20 protein-coding genes are annotated in these 24486 nt (G+C 47.2%); 11 read left to right on the top strand and 9 right to left on the bottom strand.

Translation table 11 applies throughout. The features are described from left to right. The first annotated feature begins 98 nt into the window (after positions 1–98). The 3 genes from menC (at position 99) to AC6I8U_RS11955 (ending at position 2805) form a co-directional block, all read left to right on the top strand. Positions 99–1103, top strand: a complete 1005-nt coding sequence (menC, locus tag AC6I8U_RS11965; protein WP_498017018.1) for an o-succinylbenzoate synthase — start codon at positions 99–101, stop codon at positions 1101–1103. Then, positions 1103–2524 carry an o-succinylbenzoate--CoA ligase gene (menE, locus tag AC6I8U_RS11960; protein ID WP_498017017.1) on the top strand — a complete coding sequence of 474 codons (1422 nt, stop codon included), beginning with the start codon at positions 1103–1105 and terminating at the stop codon, positions 2522–2524. The genes menC and menE overlap by 1 nt, the downstream gene beginning before the upstream one ends. A 71-nt stretch (positions 2525–2595) precedes the next feature. Further along, the gene (locus AC6I8U_RS11955) at positions 2596–2805 is read left to right on the top strand and encodes a hypothetical protein (RefSeq protein WP_498017016.1); all 210 of its coding nucleotides are present in this window, start codon (positions 2596–2598) and stop codon (positions 2803–2805) included. Positions 2806–2815: 10 nt separating this feature from the next. On the opposite strand, the gene AC6I8U_RS11950 is transcribed toward AC6I8U_RS11955, so the two are convergent. The 3 genes from AC6I8U_RS11950 to AC6I8U_RS11940 form a co-directional block, all read right to left on the bottom strand. Further along, entirely contained in the window at positions 2816–3742 is a 927-nt protein-coding gene (locus AC6I8U_RS11950) for a YeiH family protein (RefSeq protein ID WP_498017015.1), read from the bottom strand. 139 nt (positions 3743–3881) lie between these two features. Continuing rightward, a complete protein-coding gene (locus AC6I8U_RS11945) occupies positions 3882–5756 on the bottom strand; it encodes an MFS transporter (protein ID WP_498017014.1) in 1875 nt (624 codons plus the stop codon). Between the two features lie 15 nt (positions 5757–5771). Beyond that, entirely contained in the window at positions 5772–6362 is a 591-nt protein-coding gene (locus AC6I8U_RS11940) for a TetR/AcrR family transcriptional regulator (protein WP_498017013.1), read from the bottom strand. 343 nt (positions 6363–6705) lie between these two features. On the opposite strand from AC6I8U_RS11940, the gene AC6I8U_RS11935 reads away from it, so the two are divergent. Beyond that, the gene (locus tag AC6I8U_RS11935; protein ID WP_498017012.1) at positions 6706–7587 is read left to right on the top strand and encodes a Tim44 domain-containing protein; all 882 of its coding nucleotides are present in this window, start codon (positions 6706–6708) and stop codon (positions 7585–7587) included. Between the two features lie 229 nt (positions 7588–7816). Next, positions 7817–8989, top strand: a complete 1173-nt coding sequence (locus AC6I8U_RS11930) for a BamA/TamA family outer membrane protein (RefSeq protein WP_498017011.1) — start codon at positions 7817–7819, stop codon at positions 8987–8989. A 73-nt stretch (positions 8990–9062) separates the two neighbouring features. Here the strand turns inward: AC6I8U_RS11930 and pta are convergent, their stop codons facing one another. Together pta and AC6I8U_RS11920 are read right to left on the bottom strand one after the other, a co-directional pair. After that, positions 9063–11207: a phosphate acetyltransferase gene (pta, locus tag AC6I8U_RS11925; protein ID WP_234494265.1), complete on the bottom strand. Its 2145-nt coding sequence runs from the start codon at positions 11205–11207 to the stop codon at positions 9063–9065. Positions 11208–11338: 131 nt separating this feature from the next. After that, entirely contained in the window at positions 11339–12535 is a 1197-nt protein-coding gene (locus tag AC6I8U_RS11920) for an acetate kinase (protein ID WP_006070029.1), read from the bottom strand. Between the two features lie 335 nt (positions 12536–12870). Between AC6I8U_RS11920 and yfbV the strand changes: the two genes are divergently transcribed. Then, the gene (gene yfbV, locus AC6I8U_RS11915) at positions 12871–13323 is read left to right on the top strand and encodes a terminus macrodomain insulation protein YfbV (protein WP_234494264.1); all 453 of its coding nucleotides are present in this window, start codon (positions 12871–12873) and stop codon (positions 13321–13323) included. 125 nt (positions 13324–13448) lie between these two features. Here the strand turns inward: yfbV and AC6I8U_RS11910 are convergent, their stop codons facing one another. Continuing rightward, a complete protein-coding gene (locus AC6I8U_RS11910; protein ID WP_498017010.1) occupies positions 13449–14543 on the bottom strand; it encodes a PQQ-dependent sugar dehydrogenase in 1095 nt (364 codons plus the stop codon). Positions 14544–14939: 396 nt separating this feature from the next. Between AC6I8U_RS11910 and AC6I8U_RS11905 the strand changes: the two genes are divergently transcribed. The 4 genes from AC6I8U_RS11905 to malZ all read left to right on the top strand — a co-directional run bounded on the left by AC6I8U_RS11905 (position 14940) and on the right by malZ (position 19703). Beyond that, on the top strand, positions 14940–15905 hold the full coding sequence (locus AC6I8U_RS11905; RefSeq protein ID WP_234494262.1) for an ABC transporter substrate-binding protein: 966 nt from the start codon (positions 14940–14942) through the stop codon (positions 15903–15905). Between the two features lie 81 nt (positions 15906–15986). Further along, positions 15987–16928, top strand: a complete 942-nt coding sequence (locus AC6I8U_RS11900; RefSeq protein WP_042474049.1) for an ABC transporter permease — start codon at positions 15987–15989, stop codon at positions 16926–16928. Beyond that, positions 16925–17719 carry an ABC transporter ATP-binding protein gene (locus tag AC6I8U_RS11895; protein WP_042474051.1) on the top strand — a complete coding sequence of 265 codons (795 nt, stop codon included), beginning with the start codon at positions 16925–16927 and terminating at the stop codon, positions 17717–17719. Before AC6I8U_RS11900 ends, AC6I8U_RS11895 begins: the two co-directional genes overlap by 4 nt. A gap of 151 nt (positions 17720–17870) precedes the next feature. Continuing rightward, positions 17871–19703: a maltodextrin glucosidase gene (gene malZ, locus AC6I8U_RS11890; RefSeq protein ID WP_498017009.1), complete on the top strand. Its 1833-nt coding sequence runs from the start codon at positions 17871–17873 to the stop codon at positions 19701–19703. 9 nt (positions 19704–19712) lie between these two features. On the opposite strand, the gene dusC is transcribed toward malZ, so the two are convergent. After that, positions 19713–20675: a tRNA dihydrouridine(16) synthase DusC gene (gene dusC / locus AC6I8U_RS11885; RefSeq protein ID WP_498017008.1), complete on the bottom strand. Its 963-nt coding sequence runs from the start codon at positions 20673–20675 to the stop codon at positions 19713–19715. Positions 20676–20798: 123 nt separating this feature from the next. On the opposite strand from dusC, the gene AC6I8U_RS11880 reads away from it, so the two are divergent. Further along, a complete protein-coding gene (locus tag AC6I8U_RS11880) occupies positions 20799–21401 on the top strand; it encodes a YecA/YgfB family protein (protein WP_498017007.1) in 603 nt (200 codons plus the stop codon). A 323-nt stretch (positions 21402–21724) separates the two neighbouring features. Here AC6I8U_RS11880 and dsbB read toward each other — a convergent pair whose 3' ends face one another. After that, on the bottom strand, positions 21725–22267 hold the full coding sequence (gene dsbB / locus AC6I8U_RS11875) for a disulfide bond formation protein DsbB (protein ID WP_498017006.1): 543 nt from the start codon (positions 22265–22267) through the stop codon (positions 21725–21727). A gap of 80 nt (positions 22268–22347) precedes the next feature. Continuing rightward, positions 22348–23940: a Na(+)/H(+) antiporter NhaB gene (gene nhaB, locus AC6I8U_RS11870; RefSeq protein WP_498017005.1), complete on the bottom strand. Its 1593-nt coding sequence runs from the start codon at positions 23938–23940 to the stop codon at positions 22348–22350. Positions 23941–24486: the final 546 nt, after the last annotated feature.

The raw sequence follows: 24486 nt of genomic DNA, 5'->3' as shown, positions 1-24486 counted from the left end.
ACTCTTAATGCAAAATCGAGCCTAAATACGGTGTATTGTTCACTGCCACACATTTAGATCTGTGGTAGTGATAACTTCTTATGAAGTGGGAAACAAACATGAGACAAGCAAAACTCTACCGCTACAGTCTGCCTATGGACAGTGGTGTTATTCTTCGCGATCAAAAACTTACCAACCGAGAGGGCTGGATTGTCGAACTTTGCGACAGCGGCAAAACGGCGTTGGGAGAAATCGCGCCTCTTCCTGGATTTAGTCAAGAATCATTAGAAACCGCTGGCGTGCAAGCTCAAGAGCAGCTCGAGCTGTGGGTCAATCAGCAACAGCTCAATGTCGAACAATGCGTACCGTCAGTTGCGTTCGGTATGTCGGCAGCATTGTTGGAACTCGAAGGCAGCCTACCTAGCGAAGGTAACTATGGTGCTGCGCCGCTATGCAGCGGCGATCCTGACGAGCTCATTCCAATTCTCAACAACATGCAAGGTAAGAAAGTCGCTAAGATCAAAGTCGGCTTGTATGAAGCGATTCGTGACGGAATGATTGTTAGCCTGTTCCTAGAGTCGATTCCAGATCTAACCCTAAGGCTTGATGCCAATCGAGCTTGGACTTTGGATAAAGCCAAGCAGTTCGCTAAATACATATCACCGTCTCTAAGGCAGCGCATCGCATTTATTGAAGAGCCGTGCCAGAGCCCCGGAGACAGTGTTTCCTTCGCCATTGATACGGGTATCGCCATAGCTTGGGATGAAACCCTTCAGGCAGCCGTACGTGAGCCTGATTTTTCAGTTAAACATCTGACGGGTGTCAAAGCTCTGATCATCAAACCAACCTTGGTTGGTAGCGTGCAAAAGTGTATTCGTTTGATTGAAGAAGCCAACAGCCATGCCATCAAAGTTGTGATTAGCTCAAGTCTTGAGTCGAGCGTTGGGTTGGGGCAATTGGCTCGGCTGTCACATTGGCAAGTGCCTGATGAAACGCCCGGTCTAGATACCATGCAATTGTTTGGTGCTCAACTTGAAACGCCTTGGCCGGGATGTTTATTGCCAGTCAAAACCTTGTCTGAGCAAACTTTATATTGGCAATCTCATGGGCATGCGACGGCTTAATGTCTAACACGACCTTTGTGAATCTTTGCGAGAAGTGGGCGCGGTATGCGCCCAATAAGATTGCCATTACCACCGCTACTGAATCCATTACTTGGCTCGACCTTGCAAAACGAATCGATGGACTGGTTTCGACACTTCGATATCAAAATGTCCACGTGGGTAAGGTAGTCTGCCTTTCTGGACGTTCAGAACTTAGCCTAGTCCTCAGATACCTTGCTTGCTTGCAGTATGGCGCCGTGCCTGCACTCGTCGCCAATCAACCGCTGGAACAGCTAACCGCTAAGTTTGACACTCTGTATCCGCCGACAGAAAGTGCCTGTGTTTGGGGTGGAACTGACAGCTCTTCAAACGCCGATGAATACTCGCTGCATAGTATTGACAGAGGTGAAGCGGAGCAAAGCTCATCGCAAGGGTCAGTCAAAGATCTTCCAGCTGGCACACCGATCGCATCGATCGTCTTTACGTCCGGCTCGACAGGTCAGCCTAAAGCGGTTGTACATTCTGCTGACCATCATGTCGCCTCAGCAGAGGGGCTGCTGGAGAAGTTCCAATATTCGAGCAGTGATACCTGGCTCCTCAGCCTGCCTATGTTTCATGTTTCGGGATTAGCTATCCTTTGGCGCTGGCTCGTCACTGGTGGCGGGCTGCGTATAGCGTCTGGCGACTTTGCTAGTGATATTGCTAAGGTGACGCATGCCTCATTGGTATCTACTCAACTAAAGCGTATCGTTGATAATAAGTGGGACACCAAACTAAAGCGTGTGCTGCTTGGAGGCAGTCACATACCGAATGAGCTGATCAAACAAGCGCAATTGCAAGGCATCGAAGCGTGGATGGGATACGGCATGACAGAGACCGCTTCGACGGTGACGGCAAAACGAGTCGATAGTCATCCATCTTCAGGCTACTTGCTGCCAAGACGTGCGATTAAGGTGGAGAGTGAGCGTATCTATGTGGCAGGGGATACCTTAGCCGCGGGCTATTACGTCCAAGGAGCGCTTCGCCAACTAGAGTTAGTGGATGGATGGTTTGATACTAAGGACTTGGGACGTTGGAACGAGCAAGGCGAGCTCGTTGTAGTTGGGCGTGCTGATAACCTGTTTATCTCTGGTGGCGAAAATGTCCACTGTGAGGAGGTGGAAGCAGTGCTCAATCAATTGAGTGATATTTCGCAAAGCATCGTTGTTCCCGTGGAGGACACGGAGTTTGGAACTCGATGTATTGCTGTAGTCCAGTCTGACAGTTTACCTACGGTGACCGCAATGAATGACATTTTGCGACCTCACTTACCTAAGTTCAAACATCCAATTAGCTATGTTCAGATGCCGGGACATCTGCTTTCATCGGGGATTAAAGTCTCTAGAAAAGCCGTGAAGACCTGGTTAAGGTCTGCTCAGTCGGATTTTATTGTTATTTCATAGTCCAAATCGGAATTTTCATTCCTGCCAGCGCTCACCATAATAGCTCCATTAGGGTTGAGTGAGCGTAGGGAATGAACAAGCTTTTAATTGTCGCAATTGGATTGCAAATAGGGTTAGCATTGACGTCTGATGGACTGATACAAGCATTAGCCGAATTGACGGCGTTTGTTTTGACGGTATCTCTGTACCTTAACTATAAGAAAGCTAACGCTGATTCGGTGTCGCCGAGTAAGAAACTACAGTCTAATAACAAACCACAAATAGAGCATTGCGATCCTTAACGCGACGGCTTTAAGCCATCAATAACCAGCTAAGTGATGATACTGAAATCAGCAACCAAAGCGTCACACCAAACAGCATAGGTTTGCTGCCAGCCTGTTTTAACCTCTCAATTGAAATACTGCTACCAATCAAGAACAAACACACCACCAGTAACTTTTTAGACACTGCAAAAATGCTTTGATAAGCAACCTCGAACTGCGGTAAGTAATCACTTACTAAGATCGCAACACAGTAGAAAAGAATGAAGTAGGGAATGGTGATCTTTTTGCTCTTGCTTCTAAATAGTAGTGCGCTAACTAACGCGACAGGAATAATCCATAATGCGCGCGCGAGCTTGAGCGTGGTTGCCGTTGTGAGTGCTTCCTCACCGTAGGCAGAAGCGGCACCAACCACAGAAGACGTATCATGGATAGCGATTGCTGCCCAAGTTCCAAAAGTGTGCTGATCGAGCGCTAAAGCGTGTCCAATCACCGGGAAAACAAAGAGCGCGACAGAATTGAGAACGAACACGGTCGCCAGTGCGATAGCGATCTTTTCATCGTCTGCATCTATGGCCGGTGCGACTGCAGCAATTGCGCTACCACCACAAATAGCCGTGCCTGATGAAATCAGATAACCCGTATGTTTGTCCAATCCCATTCTTTTAGCAAGAAACCAGCCGATGACTAAGGTACCAATGATGGTGGCTATGATGATGCCGATACCATCGCTTGTTGCCTTCATTGCCTGATCTAAATGTATGCCAAAACCCAGACCCACAATGGAGTATGCGAGTAGTTTTTTTGTGTACTTAGCGATAGGCAGTGTGTGTGGCACCAAGTTGAACGTGGTGAGTAGAAAACCTAGAATCAATGCCAAAGGTGAGCTTATCCACGGCGTAAGACACGCAATTAACGCAAGGAAGAACAGAGGATAAGAACGCAACAGGGATAACATTAAGTACCTTACTAAAAAGACATTGAGAGCTAAGTCCAGCTTAGACGTGGATTGTATCGAGGGACAAGGGTCAGTAAAACACAGTAAAATTTAACGGGCGTTTAGTTTTTATTAACGCCCGTTAAAACAAGAGCGAGTCTTAGCGATAATCACCGCGAAGTTGGGCGACTTTATCAAACATTGCCTGACTGGTGGCGTTTTCTGGCTGAACTGGATCGCCTGCTTCGAGCTCGAGCTTTGCTCTAAATCGAGTAGGGAAACCTTTACAAGCACGACCTTTGTGGCGACTGAAGTAGCTACCCCAGAGTCCTTTTAGTGCCATTGGGATAACAGGTACCGGTGACCGCTTAAGCACAAGATCAATACCGCGCATAAATTCATTCATTTCACCATCTGCAGTGAGACGTCCTTCAGGGAAGATGCAGACGATTTCACCTTCAGAAAGCGCTTGTTCAATCTCGCCAAATGCGCGACGAATAGAGCCTTTGCGCTTGGCTGAAATAGGGATGACACCAGCGCGCTTGAGGAAGCGACGGACAGGTTTATAGTTGGCGTAATCTTCTTCCATTACAAAGCGAATTAAGCGCGGGCTTGCTGCACTCATAACCAACGCATCCATGTAACTTACATGATTACACACGATCAATGCGCCGCCTTTTTCAGGCAGGTGATGCAAGTTCTTATGCGAGATGCGGTACATGATGGTGGTTAAAATCCAGATCAGAAAGCGAACCACAAAGATAGGTGCTTGCAAGAATAGATAGGTCGCCATCAAGAAGTTAAGTGCAGAGAGTACTAGGAACAACTCAACGATGGTGAGTTCAAGTATCGATAGTCCGACAATGCCCAGCACGGCACTACCTACCATAAACAGTGAGTTGTATATGTTAAGCGCAGCAATGACTCGAGCACGTTCGTTTGGTTTCGCTTCTTGCTGCATCAAGGCGTACAGAGGAACAATAAACAAACCGCCTGAAGCGCCTAATGCGAGAAGGTAACCAAATACAGGCCAAAGCGCAGAGTAGGAAATAAACTCGTTAAACGACTCAAACTGCGGAAGCGCTTCTGGCACGGAGAACGCCATAAGTGCGCCAAAAATAGTAATGCCAATGCTGCCAATAGGTACGATGCCAACATCAATACGGTTTTTCGACATTTTGTCACACAGCATAGAGCCGAGCGCGATACCGACAGAGAAGAGAGCCAGGAGGAAAGAAACCGCAGCTTCATTACCCATCAAATGGATCTTGGTAAAGTTCGGGAACTGGGTTAGGTAAGCCGCGCCCAGAAACCAAAACCAGCTGATCGCCATAATGCTCTGGAACACCACCCGATCTTGGTGCGCTATCTTAAGGGTTTGCTTGGTTTGTTTTACTGGCTGCCAGCGAAACTTCAATTCAGGATCGGCTGCAGGCGCTTCTGGAATCGAGCGGCTAGAAATATAACCCGCGATAGCAAACAAGATCACGCTTCCTGCTGCTAAGTATTTGGCATGTTCAGCTGAAGCAATTATCCCCGCACCTAACGTACCGAGTAAGATAGCGAGAAAGGTACCAGTTTCTACTAGAGCATTACCAGACAATAGCTCATTGGGTTTTAGCTGCTGAGGGAGTAGAGCGTACTTAACTGGACCGAAGAAAGCGGACTGGGTTCCCATCAAAAATAGGAGTAGCAGCAAAATGCCATAGCTTTCAGTGACAAAGCCAATTGCGCCCAGGCACATGATGCCGATCTCAGCGAGTTTTACTTTGCGAATAAACCACGACTTTTCGTATTTATCGGCCAGCACCCCAGCTGATGCAGAAAATAGGAAAAACGGGAGAATAAACAAGCCTGCGGCGAGGTTGATAAACAAGTTGCTTGAGATAGGCAGAACTTGCGGGCCAGCAAACGCAACGAATAGAAGTAGTACGTTTTTAAAAATGTTGTCGTTGAATGCGCCGAAAAACTGGGTAACAAAGTAGGGCATAAAGCGCCTTTCAGAGAGCAAAGACGCGGTTTTGGTGTTGGGCATTACCTTTCCTTTTTGTTACCAGCTTTTTAAATAGTTTGAGATGAGGTCTTTGATGAGCTCGTTGCCATCAACGGGCTCGGACGCGAAGAATTTATCGTCCACACTTAATAGCGTAATACCATGAACACCTGCCCACAACACGCGGCTGGCTTTAATGACATCGGTCGATGACTTTTCTGGACGATAAACAGAGAGAAGGTGTTCAAGCATGCCGGTCATGCCGTCAATTCGCTGTGATTGCCATTCTGGCAGCGCGTCTCCATTCATGTTGTGTTCGAATATAAGCTGCCAACGATACGGATACTTCTTAGCAAAATCATGATAGCAGCTTGCTAGTGCGTACAGTGCTTCTTCGGTGTTTTGCGCTTGATCAACAACGTCTTTTGCTTCTTGAGAAAGTTCATCAAGGGTACGAGCAACAGCGTGCAATAACAGTAAATTGTAACTGCCAAAAATATTAACCAGAGTGCTCGGCACATAGCCGATCATCGTAGCAATCTTGCGAAGGCTAAGTGAATGGTAGGAGTTCTCTGTAAGGTAGTCCCTGACTGTTGTGAGCGTCAGGTCTATGAGCTCTTCCCTAGTATGATCGTTTCTGCGGGCCATGGTTGGTGGATTCTTAATTGAACACGGTTCGTTATTTTAGTGGTGGGACCTTGTAGCGTCAACAAATGAAGCGTTGCGTTTCAAGGTTTCAGCTAACTTTTGAGATGATCGTCGGCAATCTGAGCTGATGACAAAATAATCAGATTGGTATTGTGTATTCCGTAACAAACGTGCAATATCCTGAAACATGTCGGAGCTTCAGAAACATTTCTTTAATGCTAAGCTCAGTATATGATGCGTAATATACCCAAGTAGCCCCAAATGCTGGTTCAGCGAGATTTGCTTGGGTATAAGTCGTAATAGGACTTACGATGTGACGTAACAATATAATTAAAGGTCTAGAATGAAACGTTTATTTTCTTTCGTCGCGCTGCTAGTACTAGCAGTTGCGGTGAATCCGGTAGCCGAAGCAAAGAAATTCGGTGGCGGTAAATCATTTGGTAAGAGCTTTAAAACCGCTCCTGCACCAAAGCAACAGCAACAAAACACGAATAACATCAGTCGTCAGGATCAAAACAAAGCTGGAAGCAGTAAGAAAGGTCTGATGGGTGGTATCTTAGGCGGCCTATTGGCGGGTGGCTTGCTTGCGGCATTCTTTGGTGGCGCATTTGAAGGCATCAATTTCATGGACATCTTGATCTTCGGTCTGATTGCGTTTGTGATCTTTAAGTTTATGCGAGGCATGCTTGGCGCTAAGCAGGGCAGTATGAATCAGCAGCGACAGCAACCAGCCTTCGGCGGCAACTCGCGTCAGCAATTTGAGCAGCCTTCGAACTTCCAAAACTTTGAACAGCCAGCATCCGCGGCATCGACGGGTGGTTTTGGTGCGGCAGGTCACAGCGACGTACCTCATAACTATCCACCGGGCTTTGATCAAGCAGCATTCTTGAATGGTGCGCGTGAGCATTACCATATCCTTCAGGGTGCTTGGAACCATAACGAGCTACATACTATCGAAGAATATGTGTCGCCAAGCCTGTTACAAGACCTAATCAGCGAGCGTGCTAAGCTAGAAGGCGAGCAACATACCGATGTAATGTATGTCGATGCTGAGGTGGTTCGAGCAGACTACGATGCGAATAAGGCGCAGCTAAGCCTACAATTCTCTGGTCGTTATCGCGATGCGGTAGAAAACATTGAAGAAGATATCGAAGACATTTGGCACCTAGAGCGTGACTTGACGGTTCCAAATGCCCCATGGTTGATTGTTGGCATTCAAGGTTAACGATTTCGTCATCCCATTAGCCGCGCGCTTGCGAAGGCAGGGAGTGACTCACAGTGACCACCAAGCCTCAACCTAGATTCCCGCTTACGTGGGAATGACGTAAATGATAAGTTATGATTAAAAAACTGCAGATGAAAATCTGCAGTTTTTTTACATTTGAATATGCTCATTTGTCACGCTTTTCCTCTATAATCCCAGCCTTTATTATTGACCTCAGTTACTTATATCCATGCATACCAAACTTGCGCACACTCTACTTGCGATGGGCTGCAGTGCTTGTCTGTCTGTCTCCGCAATCGCAGATGATCATATTGAGCCTTTGTTCGAACATACGCCCAACTCGACTACGGACAAACTGGATAGCTTTCTTGGTGTGTTTGGTGCGGAGTCAGAGTACGAAAAGGAGAAGGGGCTGAACTCGAGTTACATTCCTGCGGTGTTCTATACGCCAGAGCAAGGACTGGGGCTTGGCCTTTTGTACGTTGGTCTATATGGCGACCCTAGTGATGGGGCTGGTCAGCCGTCATCGATGGTGATTAATCCCTACGCTTCTTCTAACGGGTCAATAGGTATTACGTTCAGTAATAAGCACTTCTACAATGGGGGCGATAACCGAGTCTACACCGATATCAAGGTCTTTGATGATGCGGCGGTGTATTACGGGCAAGGGTATGAAAACGGTCAGCAAGACGGTAACAAGATTAACTTCAACGAGCAGGTGGTTGATATAAAACCGACATGGTTGACACGAGTGACTGGCGACTACTTCTTGGGTTTTGGCGGTAATATAAAATCAGTGAGGCCTCACAACAAGACATTCGAAGATCAAAATAGTGATTACTTAGCGGATGAGCTCACTGATAACACTAGCTACGGTGTTTTTGTGTCGAATGTTTTTGATACTCGAGATAATGTCACCAATGCAACGAAGGGCACCTTGCTGCAAGCCGATTTGGGCTTGTACCATGATGCGACCAATTCTGAAAACTTTGGTAAGTACTCTCTCAAGGCGTCGCAATATCATTCACTAGCACCAGTGCCGGGCTTGTTGGCATGGCAGGTACAAGCCAACCTAACCTCAGGTAATGTGCCTTGGAATCAATTACCTGATCTTGGTGGAGCAGATGCGATGCGTGGTTATGTCCTCGGTCGCTATCGTGATAACCAGATGATGATGGGGCAGGTTGAGTATCGTCTTCCTGTTTACTGGCGTGTTGGGGTTGTGTTCTGGGGTGCTGCTGGCACCGTATCGGAAAATGTTTCTGGGCTCTGGGATAACACCTTGGCAAGTGCTGGTACCGGCTTTAGATTCAAGATTAAAGACAAGGTCAATGTCCGTGCTGACATCGGCTACGGCGAGCACGGCGGTACCTTCTACTTCCATGTCAACGAAGTGTTCTAACAAAGCAATAGCCATCTTCAACGCATTAAAAAAGCCTCCATTCGGAGGCTTTTGTCATTCAGCTAGAACAAAATTAGTTTTGCTCTTGACCAGATTGAATCGCAGTCAGTGCAACTGTGTAAACGATGTCGTCTACTAGTGCGCCACGAGACAGGTCGTTAACTGGCTTGCGCATACCTTGCAGCATTGGACCGATAGAGACTAGGTCTGCTGAACGCTGTACCGCTTTGTATGTTGTGTTACCAGTGTTTAGGTCTGGGAATACAAATACTGTCGCTTTACCTGCAACTGGAGAGTTAGGTGCTTTAGAAGCCGCTACGTTCTCCATGATTGCCGCATCGTACTGTAGAGGACCGTCAATGATAAGATCTGGACGCTTCTCTTGAGCCAGTTTCGTTGCTTCACGTACTTTATCTACGTCAGCACCCTTACCAGACTCACCAGTAGAGTAAGAGATCATTGCAACGCGTGGTTCAATACCAAACGCTGCTGCAGAATCTGCAGACTGGATAGCGATTTCAGCAAGTTGCTCAGCCGTTGGATCTGGGTTGATCGCACAGTCACCGTATACCAATACTTGATCAGGCAGAAGCATGAAGAAGATTGAAGATACGATAGATGTACCTGGAGCAGTCTTGATGATTTGGAACGGAGGAACGATAGTGTTCGCTGTTGTGTGAACAGCGCCTGATACTAGACCGTCAACTTCGTTCGCTTCAAGCATCATAGTGCCTAGGTATACAGAATCTTGTAGCTTCTCACGAGCAACAACCTCAGTCATACCTTTCGCGCCACGTAGCTCAACCAAGCGAGCAACGTAGTTTTCACGTACTGCATCAGAATCGATGATAGTAACGCCAGCACCTAGTTCAACGCCTTGCTGAGCAGCAACACGTTTGATTTCTTCAGGGTTACCAAGAAGCACACATTCCGCGATACCGCGCTCAGCACAGATAGCTGCAGCTTTAACTGTACGTGGCTCGTCACCTTCAGGAAGAACGATACGCTTGCCAGCTTTGCGAGCAAGCTCAGTTAGCTGGTAACGGAATGCTGGTGGGCTAAGCTTACGACCGCCAACAGTGCCTTCAAGTAGAGAGTCAATCCAAGGACCGTCGATGTGACCAGCAACGTGCTCGTTAACGAACTCGATACGCTCTTTATCGTCTGCAGGAACTTCAAGGCTGAAGCTCTGTAGGTTTAGAGACGTTTGCCAAGTGTTACCTTGTGCCTTGAAGATTGGTAGACCAGTGTCTAGCGCAGGCTTGATTAGGTCAGTGATCTCTGCTGGTACGTCGTAGCCACCTGTTAGTAGGATAGCGCCGATTTCAACACCGTTCATCGCTGCTAGTGCTGCTGCAACGATAACGTCTGGACGATCCGCTGAAGTTACTAGTAGAGAGCCAGGCTTGAAGTGCTCGATCATGTTAGGTAGTGAACGTGCACAGAACGTGATGCTCTTGATACGACGTTTAGCAATGTCACCTTCGTTGATGATTTCAGCGTTTAGGTGCTCTGCCATGTCGACAGCACGAGTCGCAATCAAGTCGATCTTCCAAGGCACGCAGCCTAGAACACGAATTGGGCTAGTGTTGAAGATTTGCATGACTTCAAGGTTAGCTTGCTGAGCTGTGTCTGCATCGTCAAAGATTTCAGAAAGATCTGGACGAGTACGACCTGCTTCATCAACTGGGGCATTCAGTTTGTTGATGATAACGCCAGAGATCTTCTTGTTCTTAGTGCCGCCGTAGTTAGAACATGCAACTTCGATACGCTCTTTAAGCTGGCTCGGGTTGTCTGTACCTGGCGTTGCAACGAATACGATTTCTGCGCCAAGTGTCTTAGCGATCTCTTCGTTGATTGCATTTGCAAACGGGTGCTTACGAGTTGGTACAAGACCTTCGATAAGAGTCACGTCCGCATCTTTGTTGATTTGGTTGTAACGCTCAACGATAGTTTCTAGAAGCACGTCTAGCTTCTCGTTACCAATCAGGGTTTCTGCTTCTGACATAGGAAGTGGTTGACCCACTTTCATGTCGCTGCTGTTACCGACGATAGAAGAAGTTAGATCTGGCTGGTCGCCACCATGGCGAGGCTGAGCAACAGGTTTGTAAAACGATACGTTTACACCCTTACGCTCCATTGCACGCAGGACACCCATGCTAACACTAGTAAGACCGACACCAGCGCTAGTAGGTACAAGCATAATAGTACGGGACATTCTTTGAGTACCTCAAACTATATATAGGGGGAAGAAACTCAGTGGTTCGATGAATTGCAAAAAAAGCGCAAGCAAATGTTTCACTGAGCCCAATATGAAAACTGGCTAACCTAGGTTAGCCAGTTTTGAAATTAAAGACCTGCTAGACGTGCAGTGTCTTCAGCGATGACTAGCTCTTCGTTAGTAGAGATAACCATTGCTGGGATGCGGCTGCTTGCTGCAGTGATAGTACCTTCGCCGCCGAATCGAGCTTTAAGGTTAGCTTCACCGTCAACTTCGATGCCGAATACGCCTAGACGGTTTAGAACCATCTCGCGGATTGGTGCAGAGTTTTCACCGATACCACCAGTGAACACGATAGCATCTAGACGACCGTCAAGAGATGCAGTGTAGCCAGCTACGTATTTAGCTAGGCGGTGGCAGAACACGTCCATTGCACGTGTTGCTTCTTCTTTTTCACCGTAGTTGTCTTCAACGAAACGACAGTCAGAAGTCACTTCAGTTAGACCTAGAAGACCAGACTCTTTCGTTAGCATGTTGTTGATTTGTTCAACAGAGTAGCCAAGAGCGTCGTGTAGGTGGAAGATGATAGCAGGGTCGATGTCACCACAACGAGTACCCATTACAAGACCTTCAAGCGGAGTTAGACCCATAGAAGTGTCTACAGATTCACCGTTTTTGATAGCACAAACAGAAGCACCGTTGCCTAGGTGGCAGTTGATGATGTTCAGTTCGTTAGCTGGCTTACCAAGTAGCTCAGCTGCTTCACGTGCGATGAATAGGTGAGAAGTACCGTGCATGCCGTAACGACGGATGCCGTGCTCTTTGTACAGGTTGTACGGTAGAGCGTATAGGTAAGACTCTTGAGGCATAGTTTGGTGGAACGCAGTGTCAAATACCGCTACGTTTTTAAGCTCTGGGAAGTTGTGCTTCGCCGCTTCGATACCGATGATGTGAGCAGGGTTGTGAAGAGGTGCGAATGTTGCAGAGTCTTCGATACCTTTGAGTACATCGTCTGTAATTAGTGCAGAAGATGTGAATTGCTCACCACCGTGAACGATACGGTGACCGATAGCGCCTAGGTTTGCTTTTAGCTCAGGCTTAGAAGCAAGGATAGTTTCTACCATGAACGCTAGTGCTTCTTCGTGAGCAGCGCCGTCACCTAGTTGAGCTTCGTGTTTTCCGTCAAGTTTCCACTTGATACGAGCTTCTGGAAGGTGAAGACATTCTGCAAGACCTGTTAGGTGCTCATCACCGTTTTCTGCATCAACGATGGCGAACTTAAGAGAAGAACTGCCGCAGTTTAAAACTAAAACCAGCTTAGACATTAGAGGTTACCTGTATTTTATCTGATCGGGGATCAAGGATGTAAACGTATCTCAAGACTGAGAGGCGACGAAAAACGCCTATCACTCTTGGTCATAAAATCATCAATTGCCGTATAATAATATGCGATTTTCCCAAGAAAACCACATTAGCGTCCTTGCGACGGTCATCTCGACGGTTGCCTTATTTGTAAATAAAGACAACAATGAGATTGAGGATTCGCAAAGAATAACGATAATGACAGAAGATAACAAAATAAATTTGAAAGAATATTAACTTCCGTCAATATTTTGCTGATTTAGTTGAATAGTTCAACTTTTTTTTAGTGAGGTTAGCTATGAGCGAGAGAGCAAGTCTGACTCAGAGTATAAAAAATGGTCAAAAGTACATGGAACTTTGGCCGATGCGCAAGGAACTGACTCCCTTGTTTCCAGAACAGCGCATCATAAAGGCGACGCGCTTCGGTATAAAAGTCATGCCAGCGGTTGCAGCGATCAGTGTGCTGACGCAAATGGCCTTCAATAACGCTCATGCTTTGCCACAAGCAATCGTGATTGCTTTATTCGCTATTAGCATGCCGGTTCAGGGTATGTGGTGGCTGGGGAATCGTTACAACACACAGCTTCCACCGGCACTCGCATCTTGGTATCGAGAGCTTCACCAAAAAATTGTTGAATCTGGTTGTGCGATGGAGCCTGTTAAGGCAAAACCCAAGTACAAAGAACTGGCGATGACGCTGAACCGTGCTTTTCGTCAGTTAGACCGCAGCGATTTTGACCGCTGGTTCTAAGGACTCATCTGAACGGAACGACAAAGCCCAGCTCATCGAGCTGGGCTTTTTCATGTCTTGCCTATGCCTTGAGTAACTGAAGAGCCTTGTGTCAATGGGTATCCTTCCGAACGATCCCAATGTTGTTACTGAAAGGCTCGACTAATTTTGTATATGGCCCCACTATCGGTACTAAACCAAACATTTCCTTGGCTATCGGTGGTGATATCTCGAACGCGCTCTCCTAAGTCTTCATAGTAGCGGCGCTCTTCCAGCACCTGGCCTGTTTCATTCACATCGAGAATGTTGATGTGGGTGAGTTTTAGTGCACCAATCAACAAAATGCCGTTAAGTCTTGGAAATTCCTCGCCTTGGTATAAGTGCAGTGAACCAGGCGCAATTGAAGGGATGTAGACTTTCTTTGGTGATTCGATCCCTTCTTTTTCTTGCGCGTCACCGGCGTTGATAGGACCCCAGTACTCCTTCCCATGAGACGTGATTGGCCATCCATAGTTCAAGCCTGCTTTGATAAGGTTGAGCTCATCACCGCCTCTTGGGCCGTGCTCTATCGACCATAACTGCTGCCTTTCGCTGTCAAATACAATACCTTGAGGATTGCGATGACCGTAGGAATAGATCTCCGGTTGGAACTCTTCTTTGTCCACAAATGGGTTGTCCGTAGGAATCGAGCCATCTGGGTTGAGACGCACGATAGTGCCTGCGTGATTATCCGTTTGTTGGGCGGTATCTCTATCTCCAGAGTCGCCAATAGTCATGTAGACCAATCCCTTGTCATCAAATGCAATGCGACTCCCAAAGTGTCTGCCAGAGGAGACGGAGACGTTGCTGGTAAACAGATCTTGCCAATCAGACAGGTTGGAACCATCCAACGTCGCTTTAGCCAGGGTGGGTGCTCCGCCTTTTCCAACGGGTTTCGCGTAGGTGAAGTAGTACACGTTAGCTTCAGTAGGGCTTGGGTGTATATCCATTAGCCCACCTTGACCAGATGCATATACCTTTGGTACTCCAGCCACCTTTGATTGCGTGTTTTTAACGGTATCGACTAATAGCAAGTTACCGTCTCGAAGTGCCACGAGAAGTGTGTTGTCATCTAAATGCACAATCGACCAAGGTACGCCATTAACGGTGGTGATTTTTTCCAGTTGGCTGCCTTCAAACTCACGTGCCTGCCCTGAAAGCGCGATGAAGAAAAGGAGTGGAATAAGGATTAACTGTCGCATGTCTCTCTTCCTTGGAGTCAAAGCTAGATGGTTGTGATACGTAACAAGTATGCGCAACGATTACGCTATCTGTATGAATATAGACATCTTTCACAGAAATGCATTCACAAAGCTTCACTTTTGTCAAAAATGGATTACGCTGGTTTTTGAGTAAATATTAGTCGCATGTATCGCTGTTTGTACGCATTTGTTTAAATGTTGGTTGCGAAAGGATACGAATAGCACGTTTATCTAACGTGGATGTTAATAACATCTTTCATTTTGGTTGGCTAACTGGTAGAAGTAACAGGAAGTTAAAAAATAACAATCAAAGTGTAAATTACAAATTACACCTCATTCCCCGATTGATGAGTCTTCTAAAAGGACGAATCAGGGCTGCTTAATCAAGGAGTTAAGATGAAAGCAAGCAAGTTAATTGTCACTGCAGCATTAACCGGTGTGGCGCTACTATCGTCTGCCAGCATTATGGCGAAAACCGCAAAAGTCGCGGTATCTCAAATTGTTGAGCACCCGGCATTGGATGCAACTCGCCAAGGCTTGGTCGATGGTTTGAAAGCGAAAGGCTACGAGCAAGGAAAGAACCTAGATTTTGATTATAAAACGGCACAAGGTAACCCAGCGATTGCCGTGCAGATAGCACGTCAATATGTCGGTGAGCGCCCTGATGTACTTGTCGGTATTGCAACACCAACGGCGCAAGCGTTGGTCTCGGCAACTCGTGATATCCCAGTTGTGTTTACCGCAGTGACAGATCCTGTCGGCGCTAAGCTGGTGAAAAAGCTTGAGCAGCCAGGCAAAAACGTTACGGGTCTTTCTGATCTATCACCTGTAGACCAACACGTTGAGTTAATTCAAGAAATTATGCCTGATGTGAAAAGCATTGGTGTGGTTTATAACCCAGGTGAAGCGAACGCAGTGAGTTTGATGAAGCTTCTGAAAGAAAGCACTGAGAAACGTGGTATTGAGCTGGTAGAAGCAACAGCGCTAAAGAGTGCTGATGTACAGACAGCAACACAAGCGATCGCAGCGAAATCAGACATCATCTACGCTTTGATCGACAACACAGTAGCAAGTGCTATTGAAGGCATGATCGTGTCAGCAAACCAAGCTAAAACACCTGTGTTTGGTGCTGCAACGTCTTACGTTGAGCGTGGCGCAGTGGCAAGCCTTGGCTTTGACTACTACCAAATCGGCGTTCAAACAGCGGATTACGTCGCGAAAATCTTAGAAGGTGAAGACCCTGGTAAGATTGATGTGAAGGTGGCGAAAGGTTCTGACTTAGTTATCAACGCGACGGCTGCGAAAAAACTGGGACTTGCGATTCCTAAAACGGTCATGGACCGCGCAACTGACGTCAAGTAACGCTGGTATCAAGATTTAGCTGGACCCCTGGGTCCAGCTTTTTTATTGAGCCTTCATTTGTTAAACAGCAGAGGAGTTGTTATGTCTGCTTTTGCATTTTTTGGAGCCCTTGAAATTGGTCTTATCTACGGACTGGTTGCTTTGGGTGTCTACCTTACCTTTCGAGTCCTCGACTTCCCCGATCTGAGTGTTGATGGCAGCTTTCCAATGGGGGCTGCTGTTGCGGCGACGGCAATTGTCGCGGGCATTAACCCTTGGGTCGCAACGGCAATGGCCATTGTCGCGGGTGCGGCAACAGGTTGGGTAACGGCTTTTCTCGCCGTGCGCTGTGGCATTCTTCACTTGCTGGCGTCTATTTTGACCATGATTGCAGCGTTCTCCATCAATATTCGAATTATGGGCAGACCCAATATGGCGCTGCTGGGAGAAGATACCATTCTCACGCCTTTCGAGATGATGGGCGATGCGATGTATGTCCGACCTTTAGTGGTTGGCGTCCTTGTTCTAATCTCTGCATGGTTTGTCGTTAGGCTGCTTAATAGTGATTTTGGTCTAGGTCTTCGTGCGACAGGTGTTAATGCTCGAATGGTGAAAGCACAGGGTGCCAGTACCTCGTTTTATACCTATTTTTGCTTGGCCTTGTCGAATGGCTTTGTGGGGTTTGCAGGCGCTTTGTTCGCACAGACCAACAGCTTCGCTGATGTGACTTCTGGTGTGGGTACCATAGTGGTTGGCCTTGCGGCGGTTATTTTGGGTCAAACCTTAATTCCTGGGCGAAAGATCTGGGTTGCGGTCACGGCGGTTATTGTCGGTTCCGTGTTGTATCGACTTGCTGTTGCCTTCGCGTTGAGTACTGGAATGTTTGGTCTTCAAGCTTCCGATCTTAACTTAGTTACAGCGGTACTAGTCGCAGCCGCGCTTATCGCACCGAAGATAAAAGGAAACCTCAAAGCAAAAAAGGTCGTTAAGCCTGCTAAGAGTAAAGCGGTCTCTCAATCAGGCAACACGGGGAATACAGCATGATTCGATTAGAAGATATTCAAGTCACCTTCAATCCGGGGACTATCCTAGAGAATCGAGCACTGAAAGGGGTAAATCTTGAAGTGCCAGAGCATCAGTTTTTGACGGTGATAGGCTCGAACGGAGCTGGCAAATCGACGTTACTAGGTGCGGTTACTGGTGAAACGCCTATGGTTGGTGGTCGTGTGCTAATTGATGATATGGACGTGACTCGACAAACCGTTGATCAGCGAGCGAATCAGTGTGCACGAGTGTTTCAGGACCCCCTCGCTGGTACATGTGGCGACCTTTCGATTGAAGAGAATATGGCACTGGCGTACATGCGAGGAAAGAAGCGCGGCTGGAGTCTGTCGCTATCCAGTAAACGCCGTAAGCTGTTTCAAGAGCGCATCAGCATTCTTGGCTTAGGTTTAGAAGATCGATTGGGCGACAATATTGGTTTGTTGTCCGGCGGACAGCGCCAAGCCGTGAGTTTGGTGATGGCCACTTTGTCCGATAGTAAACTGCTGCTATTGGATGAGCATACAGCTGCGCTCGATCCGCGCATGGCCGCGTTCGTTATCGATCTCACTAAAAAGGTGATCAAGGAGTTTAACCTGACAGTTATGATGGTGACGCATTCCATGAAAGATGCGTTGGCCTGTGGTGACCGAACAGTGATGCTGCACCAAGGCGAGATTGTGCTTGATGTAGAAGGGGAGCAGCGCGCCAATATGCAGGTACCCGACTTACTCGAGATGTTCTCTAAAGTGCGCGGTGAGGAACTCGCTGATGATAGCTTGCTTCTGAGTTAGTCACTCATTGAAACTAGGTTGTGCTCAGCCTGACTCTTACCGTTAGCTACGCCTACAAACCGTGATCCCTCTTCAATTTGAAGGGGGATTTTTTATCTATGTGATTCTTCTACAATTACTGTACCTCGTTCCCTTTTATAGAAGAATCATAATGACCCAACCATTTCTTTATCACCCACAAACCCAAGATGGCTTGGTTAGGCAAGGTGACCAACTTACCGTGAGCGTGTTTGCTGAAAAAGGCGCTTTCGAGCAGATTAAGCTTCGTCATGAGCCTGACAACGAAGAATATCTAATAGATATGTCTAAGTCTGGCGCCAAAGGTGAGCTTGAGATTTGGCAAGCGACCTTGCCGCTAAGTGCCGACAAGGACGTGACCTATTATGTGTTCAAAGCACTAACCTCAACGAGTCAGCGCTGGTTGGATGCAAGCGGCGTCCAAAGTCGCATGCCTGGTCGCGAATATCACTTCAAGTTTAATCGAGTACACCAGCCGCCAGAGTGGGTCTCTGAGCAAGTCTTCTACCAAATCTTCCCTGACCGCTTTAATAACGGCGATCCAAGTATCGGAGTTGAAAGCGGTGAGTACCAATACCCAAACCGAAAACGTGAGTCGATAAAAAAACAGTGGGGTGAACCCGTTGGCACACACGGTGACTCAGGTGCGGTTGAATTTTATGGCGGCGACCTAGCGGGTATCGAGGCTAAGCTCGACTACCTTCAGGAGTTGGGTATTACGACCTTGTACCTGAATCCAATTTTTACGTCATACAGCAACCACAAGTATGACACCGTCGATTATTATTCCGTCGATCCAAAACTCGGTACCAACCAGCAGTTCGCATCACTCACAGAAAACCTTCATCAAAGAGGCATGAAAGTCGTACTCGATGCCGTGCTCAATCACACATCGGTGTCGCACCCTTGGTTTGACATCAGTGGCGAGCATAACGGAGCCTACACATCTTCTCAGAGCCCCCATCGTGATTATTACTTCTTTGAAGGGGACTCTAAGCGCTATGTAGGATGGAAAGGTATAGATACTCTTCCTGTACTTAACTTCCACAATCAAGAAGTCAAAAGCCATATCTATCAGGATGAAAACTCGGTAATCAAGCACTGGCTCAAACCGCCTTATGGCATTGATGGTTGGCGATTTGATGTCATCCATATGCTGGGAGAAGGCGAAGGTGCGACGAACAATGCGCACTACGTCAGTGAGTTTCGAGCGTCGATGAAGTCGGTGAATCCTGACTCCTACATGCTGGGCGAGCACTTCTTTGAAGCGACCCAATGGCTTCAAGGAGATCAAGAAGATGGCGCGATGAATTACTATGGCTTTGCGCATCCTGTGCGCGCGTTACTTGCAGGTAAAGATATTGCGTTTGACCCAATCCAAATAGATTGTGTGGAGTTTCTGAATTGGCTGCAAGAGGCCGCCGCCAAGGTGCCTTGGAGCAATCAACTTGCTCAGCTCAACCAACTTGATAGCCATGACACAGAACGCTTCCTGACTACGCTTGAAAGTAACAGCGAGCGATTTGCTATTGCGATGCAGCTACTCATGACTTACGTGGGTACGCCTTGCCTCTATTACGGTGTCGAAGTGGGTCTAGAGGGCACGCACGACCCTGATAACCGCCGCTGCTTCCCGTGGGAGCGAGTAGAGACAAGCCAATGGCTTCCTTACTGCAAAAAGCTTATTGCGTTGAGAAAAGATTCTTTGGCACTACAAAAGGGCAGTTTTGTCCCGATGCATGTGGACAAAGAGAGCTTGGTCTTTGCGAGACAGTTTGGTGATGATGTTGTGCTAAGTGGTTTCAACTTGAGCGCTGAGAGCAAAAAGCTAACGCTGCCGATTTGGAAGTTAGGAATTGAGAGCGCGTCGTTTGTGTGTCCATTGAGTGGTCAGCACGCTGAGGTTATCGATGGGAAGCTTGATATCGACATAGCAGCGGAAGGTTCAATTCTGCTACGTCGATAAGACAAAGCGTTATTGCGGCAGGGTCGCCAAGACCTTGTCGCGGTAATGTTTAATATGTTCAACAATAGGCGCGGCTTTGTTGAAGGTACGGATCTCACGAAATAGCTCCGCCGCCTCTGGATACTGCTGACGAAGATATGAGAACCACTGTTTAACGCGATTAGGATAGTAAAGCCCTTTATCACCCTTGATCTCGTAAGTGGAATAAACCAGAAGGAGCTCCACCACTTCGTGCCATGGCATTGCAGTGTGATTGTGCTTCACTACATTACCAAGGTTTGGCACGTTAAACGCACCTCGACAAACCATCAACGAATCAACACCTGTCGTTTCAATACAGCGTTGCCCATCGGCAAAGTTCCAAATCTCACCATTGGCAATCAAAGGTAGAGTGGTCTTTTTGCGGATCTCGTTGATGTATTCCCACTTGATTTCACTCGCCTTGTAGCCACCAGTTTTAGTACGCGCGTGCACGGTAAGCTCGTTAGCACCTGCTTGCTCGATGGCATCAACGATCTCAAAGCAGTCCTCTGGGTTTTCCCAGCCTAAGCGAATTTTCGCTGTGACGGGGATAGACGGGTCCACCGCGTCACGGCACGCTTTGACAACATTGTGAATGAGCTTTGGGTGTTGAAGCAGCGCTGCACCACCTTTGCTCTTGTTGACAAGTTTGGCAGGGCAGCCAAAGTTAAGGTCGATGCCTCGCGCGCCAAGTGACGCGGCCTTAACGGCGTTCTCTGCCATCCAGTGAGGGTCTTGTCCGAGCAACTGAATATGGACTGGCGTACCTGACTTAGTCATAGAGCCTTGAGCGAGCTCGGGACATAAGCGGTAGAACACGTGATCGGGTAGCGCCTGGTCAACAACGCGAACGAATTCCGTTACGCACAGATCGTAGTCATTGATCTCGGTAAGAATTTCTCGCATTAAATGATCTAACACACCCTCCATCGGGCCCAAAACAACACGCATACCAGTTCTCGTCATAATCAGGGAGCGGGGATTCTACCCGTTATAGAACAAAGAATCGACCATTGTGTTTCGTACACGAGGTAAATATACTTGCGGCAAATTTTGATTAGTGTAAATGAGCAAATGAAATTCATCGAGCTTCCTGCAGACTGGGCAGGCGAATCTAGCGCGTTTATCGAAGGCGCAATCCTAGCGGCTAACTTCGCGACCGAGCCACTAAAGCCTGAGGCTTGGCTATCTTCAGTGGTGAGTGATTATACCCAAGAGCAAGAGTCTTGGGTGGTAGAGCACCTTCATGCGCAATACGTTCTGCTCAAAACCAATCAATACGCTCTTTTGGCACTGCTTGATGATAACCAAGAGTATGCAGCCGATTTTGCTGAGGGCTTTATGACCGTTTGGCCCGTTGTTGAGGAGCAGTGGCAAGGCAAAGCGCTGTCAGATGGCACGGAGCGCATGCTTCAAGCGCTACTAACCACGTTAATGTTAGCGATGGATGAAGAGCAGACACATGCACAGATGCGCGATGCGGGCTTTGAACAACTGCCAACTTACGCTGATCTAGCACCGCAATTGGATGCGATGGTTAATGAAGTTGCTATGGCGGCGGATGAAATGATGGTGGGTCATCAATCGCAGACGGTTAATCCGTTCAAAGGGGTAGGGCGCAATGATGCTTGTCCTTGCGGGAGTGGGAATAAGTTTAAGAAGTGTTGTGGGAAATAGTTAAGCGACACGCTGCGAGCTCACCGAAAGTACCCCCTCTAGCTCCCCCTATCTTAGGGGGAGAACCGTAGGCTAGCTCCTATCGTCGCATCGCCTGTTTTAGTAAGCGGCGCGTGAGCAAGCCTTTAGCTCCTCCCCTTACTAAGGGGAGGCTGGGAGGGGTAAATGCGCAGGAGTTGAGGTGTTCGGTTGATTGGCTTGGGTGCGAACTCCAAGGATAAATCAGACTCAACAATCATTTTAGATTCACCACAGATACCCCCTCTAGCTCCCCCTCTCCTAAGGGGAGAACCACAGGCTAGCTCCTTTGTCGCATCGCCGTATTATTGAAACCCACGATTTCTAGCCGATGACACTTTCGTACCTTGAGAAATCACAATAACAGCCAACGCCACTAAGTTACCTGCAAAGATAACAACCAACCACTGTGGCATAGACAGCGACAAGAACTGCCACACAACCTTAGAACAATCACCATACGCTTCAAACAGCCACGGAGCCCATTCGTTGAGTGGTGCCCAATCAGGGAAGGTCACAAACAGGTCGCATGTTTTAAACGGAGAAGGATTAAACTGGTAGTCCACATGCTCTAGTGACAAGGTCAGCCCTTTAATCGACGAAGCACCCCAAGCACCAAGGCCTAGCCAGCGAATCAGCGTATTCTTAGGGTTGATAATGCCAATAAGTGCAGCGCCACCAATGCCAAACATCGCGACACGCTCATAAATACACATCACGCATGGTGCGAGCTGCATTACATGCTGGAAGAAGAGAGCGCTCAGTTCGAAAAAAATAACGGAGAGAAGTAGCAAGCCCCAAGACAGTCGCGTCTTAGAAAATGCTTTGATGTTGGATAGAAGTGTCACTGTCACATCCTTGTTGAAATAAAAAAGCTCTGAATACTCAGAGCTTTTTAACGTGGATTAGTTTCACAATCAACTAAAAATTAGTGCCCAGATGAGATAGCGCTCCCAACTACTTCGCCAGTGTGCTTAACAATCCAGCCAGCGTCGTAGAACCATGCTGTCATAGGCTCAACAAGATAGATGATGCCAAGCAGACCTACGATAGATAGCACGATAGTGTACGGCAGTGCCATGATAACCATTCGGCCATAAGATAGACGAATAAGCGGAGCTAATGCCGATGTAAGCAAGAATAGGAATGCGGCTTGACCGTTTGGCGTTGCAACTGAAGGTAAGTTAGTACCGGTGTTGATCGCTACGCCCAGAAGGTCGAACTGGTCACGAGTGATAATGCCTTCGATAAGCGCAGTCTTCACTTCGTTAATGTATACGGTGCCGACGAATACGTTATCTGACACCATAGACAGTACGCCGTTAGCAATATAGAACAACGCCAGCTGTGTGCCCTTGTCTTCGATGTGAAGTACAGCGTCGATAATTGGCTTAAACAGACCTTGGTCAACAATAACAGCAACAATCGAGAAGAAAACAGCGAGTAGAGCGGTAAACGGTAGCGCTTCTTCAAATGCCTTACCCATTGAGTGCTCTTCAATAACACCAGTAAATGCCGTCGCTAGAACGATTACAGATAGACCGATTAGACCTACTGCTGCCAAGTGCATCGCCAGTGCAACTATAAGCCAAACCGCGATAGCGCCCTGAATCAAAAGTTTCGCTACATCTTGTTTAGTACGAGATTTACGCTCTTCACGGTCGAACTCAACCAGAATCTGACGAACGTTCTCAGGAAGTTTAGCACCGTAGCCGAACACTCCTAGCTTCTCTACCATGAGACAGGTAGCCAGACCACAGATTAGAACGGGACCAGTCACAGGCAACATACGAATGATGAACTCACCAAACTCCCAACCGGCTTGACCTGCAATGATAAGATTTTGCGGCTCACCCACCATAGTCATTACACCGCCAAGTGCTGTACCGACACCAGCATGCATCAGAAGTGAACGCAGGAATGCACGGTAATCTTCTAGGTCATCACGAGTTAGGTCAGTGATCTCACCGTCTTGAGTATGGTCGTGAGATGAACCGTAGTTCTTACCCGAAGCAACTTTGTGGTAAATCGAGTAGAAGCCAACGGATACGCTGATAACAACGGCAATAACAGTCAGAGCATCTAAGAAAGCAGATAGGAACGCTGCTGCAATACAGAATGCCAATGACAGGATAGCTTTAGAACGAATGCCGAGAAGTATCTTGGTGAAAATGAACAGCAGAAGCTGCTTCATAAAGTAGATACCAGCAACCATAAAGACCAACAGCAATAACACTTCAATGTTATTGATGAGCTCGTGCATCACCATTTCTGGACTGGTCATTCCTATCGCAACGGCTTGAATCGCAAGTAGACCTCCGGGTTGCAACGGGTAGCATTTGAGCGCCATTGCAAGAGTGAAGATGAATTCTACGACCAGTAGCCAACCTGCAACGAACGGGTTAACTAAGAAGAAAACGATCGGGTTGATAATCAGGAAAGCGATGATCGCTAGTTTATACCAATCGGGTGCCTTACCAAGAAAGTTCTTGATAAATGCATTTCCAAGGGACATCGGCATGGGAATACTCTTATGTTGTTATTAATCGACAGTAGCAAAGGGTACGAAGAGTATTTGAGTGGGCTTCCAAATAAATCAGCAGAATTAAAAAACTTAGAAAACGAACAAATTTCACACACTACTAACACGGCGTCGAAGGATGTTCACTTGCCAAGTCCCTTAGCTGCTAAGCACTCCTTGCTTCGCCCGAAACTCTACTCCTCAGTAAGATTTAGTCAACAAAAATCACCTTCTGAAACAGTTTGAAATGTATTTTTTGTCAAAAATGCGATCTATATGAAATGAAGCAAGCATCAATGAAATCAATGATTGCTCTTTTGATCTTACGCATACTTTTCGTAAAGTGTCGCACGAGGATGATATGTTATTCGGAACAGCCAAAAAAGCATGTTTTTTAGGGTTATTCTGACCAAATGATCGGAAATATCTTATTGATAGTCGAGTCTTATATTTGACTCATTTAACATACCATTCAGTAGCTTGTCATGTTAGGGAAAGGTAAATTATTCCGTAATATTTATATCTTCTACCCATAAATGGTTACGA

This window comes from Vibrio sp. KUL80 (assembly GCF_059725495.1).
This window is presented reverse-complemented; position numbering and strand designations above follow the sequence as displayed.

Coding starts and splice junctions, on each gene's coding strand:
- AC6I8U_RS11955 (WP_498017016.1), top strand. CDS start 2,596: ATGAACAAGCTTTTAATTGTCGCAATTGGATTGCAAATAGGGTTAGCA.
- AC6I8U_RS11880 (WP_498017007.1), top strand. CDS start 20,799: ATGAAATTCATCGAGCTTCCTGCAGACTGGGCAGGCGAATCTAGCGCG.
- AC6I8U_RS11930 (WP_498017011.1), top strand. CDS start 7,817: ATGCATACCAAACTTGCGCACACTCTACTTGCGATGGGCTGCAGTGCT.
- AC6I8U_RS11950 (WP_498017015.1), bottom strand. CDS start 3,742: ATGTTATCCCTGTTGCGTTCTTATCCTCTGTTCTTCCTTGCGTTAATT.
- dusC (WP_498017008.1), bottom strand. CDS start 20,675: ATGCGTGTTGTTTTGGGCCCGATGGAGGGTGTGTTAGATCATTTAATG.
- malZ (WP_498017009.1), top strand. CDS start 17,871: ATGACCCAACCATTTCTTTATCACCCACAAACCCAAGATGGCTTGGTT.
- pta (WP_234494265.1), bottom strand. CDS start 11,207: ATGTCCCGTACTATTATGCTTGTACCTACTAGCGCTGGTGTCGGTCTT.
- AC6I8U_RS11910 (WP_498017010.1), bottom strand. CDS start 14,543: ATGCGACAGTTAATCCTTATTCCACTCCTTTTCTTCATCGCGCTTTCA.
- menC (WP_498017018.1), top strand. CDS start 99: ATGAGACAAGCAAAACTCTACCGCTACAGTCTGCCTATGGACAGTGGT.
- AC6I8U_RS11940 (WP_498017013.1), bottom strand. CDS start 6,362: ATGGCCCGCAGAAACGATCATACTAGGGAAGAGCTCATAGACCTGACG.
- AC6I8U_RS11900 (WP_042474049.1), top strand. CDS start 15,987: ATGTCTGCTTTTGCATTTTTTGGAGCCCTTGAAATTGGTCTTATCTAC.
- AC6I8U_RS11945 (WP_498017014.1), bottom strand. CDS start 5,756: ATGCCCAACACCAAAACCGCGTCTTTGCTCTCTGAAAGGCGCTTTATG.
- nhaB (WP_498017005.1), bottom strand. CDS start 23,940: ATGCCGATGTCCCTTGGAAATGCATTTATCAAGAACTTTCTTGGTAAG.
- AC6I8U_RS11895 (WP_042474051.1), top strand. CDS start 16,925: ATGATTCGATTAGAAGATATTCAAGTCACCTTCAATCCGGGGACTATC.
- yfbV (WP_234494264.1), top strand. CDS start 12,871: ATGAGCGAGAGAGCAAGTCTGACTCAGAGTATAAAAAATGGTCAAAAG.
- AC6I8U_RS11935 (WP_498017012.1), top strand. CDS start 6,706: ATGAAACGTTTATTTTCTTTCGTCGCGCTGCTAGTACTAGCAGTTGCG.
- menE (WP_498017017.1), top strand. CDS start 1,103: ATGTCTAACACGACCTTTGTGAATCTTTGCGAGAAGTGGGCGCGGTAT.
- AC6I8U_RS11920 (WP_006070029.1), bottom strand. CDS start 12,535: ATGTCTAAGCTGGTTTTAGTTTTAAACTGCGGCAGTTCTTCTCTTAAG.
- AC6I8U_RS11905 (WP_234494262.1), top strand. CDS start 14,940: ATGAAAGCAAGCAAGTTAATTGTCACTGCAGCATTAACCGGTGTGGCG.